Consider the following 6,448-nt stretch of genomic DNA (forward strand, 5'->3'; position numbering starts at 1 on the left):
GTCTCACATCAAGTTATGTAAATTGATTTTTTACTGCTTGTGAGAAATCCGGGTCATTCTATTAAAGGTGGCGCAGGGATGATGGGATTTAAATCGCTAAGTGATTTATCTCACCGTCTGGAAGATTCTTTTAAAGTTTTAAAAACTAAAAAAAATTCTTTAGAAATTGATACTCAGTTGCAAAGTTTATTGCTATCTGGAGTTGATTGGCTGCGTCAAATTGTAGAATTGCTTGCAGAAGGGAATGTTGTCGAAGATCAGTGGTTAGCAACTTTTTGTTATCCCATCTTTGATGAGTTGCACGATCGCTTGGGCGACCCCACCCCAGAAGATGCCTCAACTATGCTATCCCCAGAGGATGGGCAAGACGTTATCCCTTTGCTATTTGCCACAGAAGTAGAAGAGTGTTTGCAGCGTCTAGAATCTATATTGGCAGATAGCGAACAGCCTGGATTGTATGAAGAAATTGCGATCCTGGCAGCTGAATTAGGCGGTTTAGGGGAAATGCTCCAGCTACCAGCTTTTAGCAAGCTTTGTGAGTCGGTAACGCAGCTATTAGAAACTGCTAGTAGCGATCGCATTCCTGAAATTGCCCAGTTAGCATTGCAAACATGGCGGCGATCGCAAGCTTTGGTGCTGACGAATCAATTAGATAACTTGCCTACAGAAATTGATTTGTGTAGTTATACGCAATCTCAGCCACTATTACCAGCAGAAGTGATACCACAGCTTTTCCCCACAGATGTCATCGACACAGAAGCGGTGTCCACAGCTGTTTGGCAAGCAGAGATAACTCCAGAAACTTGGACTAAAGATGAAGCAATCGCAGCTAATTTTACATTTGTAGATGCAGAATTTGCCGATGACGTAAATGCTGTTAATGTAACTGAACACAATACAATATTTGCTAAAGAAGAGAATCCTCCAGATGCCAAATTTAGCGAAGGCAAAGGAGAGCCAATTGCCATTGGGAAAGAACGAGAAATTCATGAAAACAGCGTCCGAGTTCCTAGCAAACAACTAGAGCAAATTAATGATTTATTTGGGGAACTGATTGTTCAGCGCAATGGGTTAAACTCACAACTAGAAAGATTACGCAAACTCGTTCGTAACCTCAACCAGCGAGTCCAAGTTCTCGACCGCGAAAACCAGGAATTACGTATAGTCTCCGATAAAATTTCCACTCAAGCTACCATGTGTAATGAGGCACAGATGCAAACTGGAAATGGCCACCAAGTACAAGGTACAAACACAGAATTTGATGCCTTAGAAATGGATCGCTATAACGAATTAAATTTGCGATCGCAGGAAGTTATGGAAACCATTGTTCAGGTACAGGAAGTTACAACAGATGTGCAACTCAGTGTAGATGATACAGACCATATTGCTCGGAAACTAAACAAAACATCGAAACAGTTACAAACCAAGCTAAATCACATCCGAATGCGACCACTATCCGATTTAGTGGAACGTTTTCCAAGAGCTTTACGCGATTTAAATGTCGAGCATGGGAAAAATGTTCAATTAAAAATTGAAGGTGGCAACACTTTAATTGAACGCAGCATTTTAGAAGCTTTAAACGAACCTTTAATGCACCTATTAAGGAACGCTTTCGATCATGGGATTGAAGACTCTACCACGCGTCACCTTTTGGGTAAACCAGAACAAGGATTGATTGAAATTACAGCTACTCACCGCAGTAATCGCACCATCATCACCATCCGTGATGATGGTTGGGGCATTTCTCTGGAGAAAATTCGCACCCGCGCCCTAGCTATGGGATTGGATGTTTCTTTAGTCGCTAATGCTAGTGATGAAGAACTATTATCACTAATTTTTGAACCAGGTTTTACCACCTCCGAGCAAGTCACAGCATTATCTGGTCGCGGTGTCGGTATGGATGTGGTTCGCAATAACCTCAAACTGATTCGAGGAGATGTGAAAGTTGATACAGAACCAGGAGTTGGTACTACCTTCACCCTCTCAGTACCCTTTACACTTTCCGTTGCTCGAGTTCTGCTGGTAGAAATCAACAAAATTCTATTAGCATTTCCCACAGATGTCATTTCAGAAATATCTTTACTGCAAGACGAGCGAGTTTTCGAGATGGCTGGTAGCGAAGTTTTAAATTGGCAAGGAACCATGCTGCCACTGATTCGCTTAATTCGTTATTTAGAGTTTAATTGCCTACACTACAATAACCCAGAGTTGGAAATTCCGGCAGCCATTAGTACTAACAGTGTGTTAGTAGTTAAAGGTAATAATCAGCCAGTTGCAATCCAAATAGATCGTTGCTGGGGCGAACAAGAAGTTGCGATTCGCCAAGTTGAAGGGAATATACCTTTACCTGAAGGCTTCAGCAACTGCACAATTCTCGGTGATGGTCGAGTAGTGCCACTAGTGAATGTCAATGAGTTGCTGTATTGGATTGCTACCAATCCGCGGACTCCCAGAGGCACTCAATTACCATCAGCAAGGTTAAAAACACCGTTTTTGATATTTGATGAAGACAAAATATCAGCAGCATCTATTAAGCAGAAAGGGACAATTTTAATCGTAGATGATTCAATTAATGTCCGCCGCTTTTTAGCCCTGACCCTTGAAAAAGGAGGGTATCAGGTAGAGCAAGCTAAAGATGGTCAAGATGCCTTAGAAAAACTCCATAGTGGATTGAGAGTTGAGGCGGTAATTTGCGATATTGAAATGCCTCGCCTTGATGGTTATGGCTTTTTAGGTAAGATAAATTCAGATGTTGATACAAAAAATATTCCTGTGGCGATGCTGACTTCTCGTAGCAGCAATAAACATCGGCAATTAGCTATGCAACTAGGGGCACGAGCTTACTTTTCTAAACCTTATAACGAGCAAGAATTATTGCAAACCTTGGAGGAAATAATTCATCCTGTTGCAGAAAATGCCACTTCTAATTAAAAATTGTTAATTGATAATTAGGTTTCAGATATTTTCGTAGGATGCGTTACGCCAAAAGCTAACGCACCGCTTGTTTTGACTTCCAGCCTTGGCGACTAGAAGTTGTGGCTACACAGACAAAACCCAATACGGTCAGTTAAAACTCAAACTCTTTCTAAATGTCAATTTTTTGAACGTAGACGCAAAGCGGGCAGGCTACCGCAAAGGATGCAAAGGACAATCAATAAAACCTCTTCACATATTCGGACACCCTGGCATGTTATCTCCAAGCAGCAATCGTGCCAGACTGGGTAAAGCTTCACCATAGGTGGGATGGATGTGAACCGATCGCTCTAACAACTGCCAAGTTGCTCCTGCTTCCATCAGGGATAAAAATACATGCACCAGTTCAGCAGTTTCGTACCCCACCAGGGTTGCTCCCAGGATTTTGTCTGTGTCGCTGTCGATCACCATGCGATAAAATCCGAGGTCATGCCCCCACTCGATCGCACGCGCAATTTGGCTCATGGGTAACGTGACAGCACGCGCGTTGATGCCTTGTTTCTGAGCCTGTTCTAACGTCATACCCACTCGCCCCACTTGGGGTTCTGTGTAAACCGCATAGCCAAGGACGCGATCGCTCCGTGTCCGGTTTTCTCCACACAAAATTGCTTTTAAGCGGCGATAGTCCTCCCACGAAACGTGCGTAAAGGCAGGCTGTTTGGCAGCATCCCCGATCGCATAGACTCCAGAACAGGTAGTATGGAACTGCTGATTAATTTTGATAAATCCTCGATCATCTAGCTCAATTTTGCTGGCGGCTGCATTTAATCGACTTGTATTAGGTTTGCGTCCAATCACAACCAGCAACGCTTCTCCCTGAAGTTGTTCGCCACTGCTCAGGGTCAGGCTAAACACATTACTCTCGTGGGCGACGTGATTCACATTAACTCCAAAGTGCAGCCCAATGCCATCCTGTTTTAATGCTTCTGCTAAGACCTTGCTGACATCAGCCTCTTCCCGATCGAGGACGCGATCGCCCCGCACAATTAAGTCAGTCTGACTGCCCAAACGCGCTAATCCTTGTCCCAATTCCAAGCCAATATAGCCGCCTCCAATCACCAATAAACGGGCTGGTAAGGTGTTCAAGTCAAAGAAGTTGCGGTTGGTCAGGTAGGGAGTTCCTGCAAGTCCGGGAATATCAGGAATCAGCGCGGACGTGCCTGTGTTAATGATTACCAGAGGAGCCTGAAAGGTAACATCCCCACCTTTGACCGTCCGTTCATCCACAAAAGAAGCTTCCGCACAAATGACTTTGACACCCGCACTCTCCAATCGCTTGCGAATCCCTTGATTAAAGCTGCTGCGGACTCCCCGAACTCGCTCCATGACAGCAGGAAAATCCACTTCAACCTGCGTGTGGATGCCTAACTTCTTACCCTGGCGCGCCCGCCCTGCTGCATGAGCCGCAGCTAAGAACGCTTTCGACGGAGTGCAGCCATAGTTGATGCAACTACCGCCTAAAGCATCCCGCTCAAACAAAACAACCTTACGTCCCTCATTGGCAAAATCAGCCGCCAGTGGAATGCCTCCTTGACCACTGCCGATCACAATCACATCTGCTGTTTCCATCAGTGCTAAACTCCTTGGAGATAGTTTGCTTGGGTTCTAATTAGGTGTTCTTATTCTTCAACGCTGATTCCAGTCAAACCACTCAAATTATTTGAGTTAAAATTCAACTTATCAGGTTGTGCGTAGTATTCGTGATATTCTCTGTGAAAAATTGGAAAAGGTATTGAGCCGAGAAATTTCTATATCAATTCAATTTGTAGTGAATTTATGGTAACTGTAACACTGACGGCTGTTGCTACTGCGATCGCAACTACGCTTTGGACTAAAGCACAGGAGAAAATCGGCGAAAACATTGGTGATGCTACATGGACGCTAGGTGGTAAGTTAATCGGATTACTCCGCCAAAAGAATAAATCGCCATTACTCACCAGTGCTGTTGAGGGAAATGAACCGCAGCGATTAGATTATGGTCAAGCGGTGCTGGAACTAAAAGCAGCAGCAGAACAAGACCCAGAAATTGCTCAAGCTGTTGTAGAAGTGGAAGCAGCAGCAAAAGCAGAACCAAAACTCACTCAAAAAATTCAAGAAATCGAAAATACCCTCAAGTCTCAACAGCCAACTATTCAAAATTTGACGCAGCTAGCAGAAAAAATTGGGGTTGTAAATCAAGGACAGATAAATAACCAAACTAATAACTTCAACTTTTGACTACAGTCGTCCCCTGGGGAGGATGGGACAAAGTTAACTCCCGATGACTGGCGCAAAGTCTGCCGTGAAATACTTGCAGAACGGCGAAAGCTGACTACAAATCCTCTGACATCAACTGAAGAATGATTTTGTAGCTCTATTTAATCAAAATAATGTCTGGTTGCTGCTAGATGGGTTAGATGAAATGTCCGCATCTTCAGGTAATCAGCTAACAAAAATTGCACGGCAATTCCGTGAAGCAGGATCAATTGCTCAAGCACGAATCGTGTTGACTTGTCGGGTTAATCTGTGGGATGGCAGCAGTAATGCACTTGATGATTTTGATATCTATCGCAGTTTAGATTTTTCTTATCCACAACAAGTAGAGAGATTTATTCACAAATGGTTTGCAACTAATCCAGAAAAGGGGAAGCAGTTATGCACTGCTTTGAAAGAATCAGGTAAGGAACGGATTCAGGATTTAGTGAAAAATCCTTTGCGGTTGACGCTGCTGTGCTTGAATTGGCAACCAGGAGATGGCAAATTACCCGATATCCAAGCGGGACTCTATCAGCAATTTGTTGATGACTTCTACAAGTGGAAAAAAGAGGAAATTCCTACAACACCTGAGCAGCGTCAGCAACTCAATGTCAAACTAGGGGAATTAGCTAGAGAAGCCATAGATAAAGAAGTAACCCGTTTTCGCTTGCAGCAGGATTTTGTTAGTCAGTTTTTGGGAGATGTTGATGATGAAAATTCACTGCTGAAATTGGCACTAAATCGCGGCTGGCTAAACTGTGTAGATATAGATACAAATAGAAAACCTGTTTACGCTTTCTTTCATGCCTCATTTCAAGAGTACTTTGCTGCTAAAGCAATTGATGACTGGCATTTCTTTCTCAACCATGTTTCCAATAATCCCAGTCAAGGAACTTATCGCATTTTTGAGCCGCAATGGAAGCAAACAATATTACTTTGGTTAGGGCGAGAAGAAGAAAACCTCAAACAGCAAAAGCAAGAGTTTATTGATGCTTTAGTTAATTTTAAAGATGGATGTCGAAAATTTTATGAATATCGCGCCTATTTTTTAGCCGCTGCAGGAATTGTAGAGTTTAGAGATTATTTCAGAGCAGATCAAATAGTAACACAAATTGTCAAGTGGACAATTGATAGTCGGAGTTCAATCAAAGAGGAAGCTAGGTCAGCACTGCAACAAACAGACCGCACAAAAGCGATCGCCGCCTTGGTGCAACTGCTGCAATCAACTACTGTGGATGAC

At 43.3% G+C, this 6,448-nt stretch carries 4 protein-coding genes; 3 read left to right on the forward strand and 1 reads right to left on the reverse strand.

The features are described from left to right. Nucleotides 1-39 precede the first annotated feature (39 nt). Nucleotides 40-2,931 (forward strand): response regulator, encoded by a 2,892-nt coding sequence (locus ACFE93_RS05010; protein WP_375472296.1) that lies wholly within the window; start codon nucleotides 40-42, stop codon nucleotides 2,929-2,931. 234 nt (nucleotides 2,932-3,165) lie between these two features. On the opposite strand, the gene ACFE93_RS05015 is transcribed toward ACFE93_RS05010, so the two are convergent. Beyond that, on the reverse strand, nucleotides 3,166-4,542 hold the full coding sequence (locus ACFE93_RS05015) for a dihydrolipoyl dehydrogenase family protein (protein ID WP_375472297.1): 1,377 nt from the start codon (nucleotides 4,540-4,542) through the stop codon (nucleotides 3,166-3,168). A 207-nt stretch (nucleotides 4,543-4,749) separates the two neighbouring features. Between ACFE93_RS05015 and ACFE93_RS05020 the strand changes: the two genes are divergently transcribed. Together ACFE93_RS05020 and ACFE93_RS05025 are read left to right on the forward strand one after the other, a co-directional pair. Continuing rightward, nucleotides 4,750-5,190: a hypothetical protein gene (locus tag ACFE93_RS05020; RefSeq protein ID WP_375472298.1), complete on the forward strand. Its 441-nt coding sequence runs from the start codon at nucleotides 4,750-4,752 to the stop codon at nucleotides 5,188-5,190. 184 nt (nucleotides 5,191-5,374) lie between these two features. Then, on the forward strand, nucleotides 5,375-6,448 hold a 1,074-nt coding region (locus tag ACFE93_RS05025; protein ID WP_375472299.1), incomplete at its 3' end, for an NACHT domain-containing protein.

The sequence above is a fragment of the uncultured Nostoc sp. genome (assembly GCF_964247315.1).
GTDB lineage: Bacteria > Cyanobacteriota > Cyanobacteriia > Cyanobacteriales > Nostocaceae > Nostoc.